The organism is Lysinibacillus sp. NPDC093190 (assembly GCF_050280425.1).
Lineage (GTDB): Bacteria > Bacillota > Bacilli > Bacillales_A > Planococcaceae > Lysinibacillus.
In genome coordinates this window covers 17,068-19,699 of record NZ_JBNNVG010000053.1, presented here as the reverse complement: position 1 = coordinate 19,699, position 2,632 = coordinate 17,068, and the positions used below count along the sequence as shown (strand labels likewise).

The window sequence follows — 2,632 nt, the reverse complement described above, 5'->3', positions numbered from 1 at the left end:
CTTTCGCACAGAAAACATTTGTTGCTGTCGCTTCGCTTTCGCACAGAAAACATTTGTTGCTGTCGCTTCGCTTTCGCACAGAAAACATTTGTTGCCGTCGCTTCGCTTTCGCACAGAAAACATTTGTTGCTGTCGCTTCGTTTTCACACAGATAAAAATTCCCTATTGAACACGAATGAATAATATGGTACATTTTGGACAACTAAAAGCAAGATTGCAGGGGGACTCATTTAGAGTTGAGAAGGTAAAACCTGACCCTTTGAACCTGTTAGTTAATACTGACGTAGGGAGCAATACACATCTAATTACTGATGAAAGGCTCTTTTACGTGTTTTTTTACACGAAAAAGGGCCTTTTTTGCACGCTTACGTCCATCCAACAAGGAGGACTTAAATTGATTTTTCAAACGATCCATAAACAAAATCCACTTATTCATTGCATTACTAATTATGTTGTGGCTAATTTTCAAGCAAATGGCTTATTAGCAATAGGTGCTTCTCCAGTCATGGCTGATGACAGTCATGAGGTTGAAGAAATGGTCGCAATTGCCTCAGGTTTATTGATAAATATTGGTACTCTTAATGAACGAATGAAAGAATCAATGTTACTTGCAGGGAAAAAAGCAAATGCTCTTGGCATTCCCGTTATTTTAGATCCTGTTGCTGCAGGTGCAACAACATACCGGAAACAAACGGTACAACAATTACTAGAGGAAATAAAATTTGCGGCTATTCGTTGTAATATTGGAGAGCTTGCAGCTATTGCCAATGTAGAATGGCAACCAAAAGGCGTAGATAGTGGTAGTGGTTCCATTTCTTTAGAACTTGAGGCACAGCAAGTAGCTCAACTCTACAATTGTATTGTGATTGTGACCGGTGAAAAGGATTTTATTACTGATGGCGAACATCAGCAATGGGTTACAGGTGGAAATTCTCAAATGACAGAAATCACCGGAACAGGTTGCTTATTAAGTGCAATTTGTTGTGCCTCCTACGCTTCAGGAAATAAACCATTTGACCAATTAATAGAAACTTTATCGCTTTATAAAAAAGTGGCAGAGCGAGCCGCTTCTTCAACTCAATATATTGGCGATTTTCAAATTGCAGTATTGAATGAATTACATCGCCTTTCCAAGGGTGGTGAAGAATGATGCATATTGTAACGACAATTGCTGGTTCAGATAGTGGTGGCGGTGCAGGTATACAGGCTGATTTAAAAACATTTCAGGAATTAAAGGTGTTTGGAACGTCTGTTATTACAGCTTTAACGGCCCAAAACACACTTGGTGTATCGGATGTCTTACCAATTGAAGTTAGTTTTGTTGAAAAACAACTTATAGCGCTAGTCGAAGATTTTTCAATTAGTGCTGTTAAAACAGGAATGCTGTTTTCCTCCGAAATAATCCAATCAATTGCACAGATTTTAGCTGAAGTGAAAATTCCGCTTATTGTAGATCCTGTCATGATTGCAAAAGGTGGCGAAAACTTATTACAGCAAGAAGCAATTGAGGCATTACGTAGTTATTTGCTACCTTTAGCAACAATTGTAACTCCGAACATTCCTGAGGCTGAAACCCTTTCTGGAAGGAAAATCAATTCTTTCGTAGATATTAAAGAAGCAGCTCAAGTCTTATTACAAATGGGCGTTCAATGTGTCATTATTAAAGGCGGTCATTTAGAAGATAAATGTTATGCTACTGATTATGTATTTTTTCAAGACGGTCGGTCATTTTCCATGCAGTCTACACGTATTGCAACAAAAAATACGCATGGGACAGGCTGTACGTTTTCCGCTGCATTAACTGCTTTTCTTGGTCGTGGACTACCTTTAGAAGAAGCGATTGAGGAAGCTAAAAAATTTATTCAATTAGCAATAACGCATGATTTATTTATTGGTAATGGCCATGGTCCAACAAATCATTTTGCCTATCAAAATTATAAGGATTCTTGCGAGGTGATCATTCATGAAACGTGACGATCTACAGCTTTATTTTATTATGGGTACAGGTAATGTTTTAAACCAGGAGCCAATAAACGTTTTAGAGAAAGCTCTCCAATCTGGAGTTTCCATGTTTCAATACCGTGAAAAAGGGCCAAATGCACTTATTGGGGAAGCCTATGAAAATTTTGCTCAGAAATGTCAAAAGCTCTGTCAGCAGTATAATGTTCCGTTTATCGTCAACGATGATTTAGAGCTAGCTATAAAACTTAGAGCGGATGGTGTTCATATTGGACAAGAGGATTTTCCTGTGTCGAAGGTACGTGAAAAAATTGGCAACATGATTCTAGGTGTTTCTGTTCACTCACAAGCTGAATTACAAACTGCTCTCCAATACGGTGCTGACTATGTAGGAATTGGTCCGATTTTTTCAACCACTTCTAAAAGCGACGCCAAACCACCTAGTGGAACTGATTTTTTACAGCAAGTTCGGAGACAATATCCGGAGCTCCCTATCGTTGCCATCGGAGGCATAAATTGCTCGAATGCACATACGGTATTTAAAGCAGGTGCAGATGGAATAGCAGTTATCTCTGCCATTTGCGAAAGTGAGGATATTTCTAAAACAGTCTCTACATTTAAATCATTTGTAGGATAAAGTAAAACTTTAATCAGTGGGAGGTCTTTACCCCAC

At 38.6% G+C, this 2,632-nt stretch carries 3 protein-coding genes and 1 riboswitch; all 3 genes read left to right on the top strand.

The window, feature by feature from the left end; all coding sequences use genetic code 11:
• Positions 1-208: 208 nt before the first annotated feature.
• Positions 209-307: riboswitch (TPP riboswitch) on the top strand.
• 87 nt (positions 308-394) lie between these two features.
• The 3 genes from thiM to thiE are packed head-to-tail and all read left to right on the top strand — an operon-like array spanning position 395 to position 2,596.
• Positions 395-1,150 carry a hydroxyethylthiazole kinase gene (gene thiM, locus ACQKOF_RS24335; RefSeq protein ID WP_427562789.1) on the top strand — a complete coding sequence of 252 codons (756 nt, stop codon included), beginning with the start codon at positions 395-397 and terminating at the stop codon, positions 1,148-1,150.
• Positions 1,150-1,974 (top strand): bifunctional hydroxymethylpyrimidine kinase/phosphomethylpyrimidine kinase, encoded by an 825-nt coding sequence (gene thiD / locus ACQKOF_RS24330; protein WP_427562792.1) that lies wholly within the window; start codon positions 1,150-1,152, stop codon positions 1,972-1,974. Before thiM ends, thiD begins: the two co-directional genes overlap by 1 nt.
• Positions 1,964-2,596: a thiamine phosphate synthase gene (thiE, locus tag ACQKOF_RS24325; protein ID WP_427562786.1), complete on the top strand. Its 633-nt coding sequence runs from the start codon at positions 1,964-1,966 to the stop codon at positions 2,594-2,596. The genes thiD and thiE overlap by 11 nt, the downstream gene beginning before the upstream one ends.
• Positions 2,597-2,632: the final 36 nt, after the last annotated feature.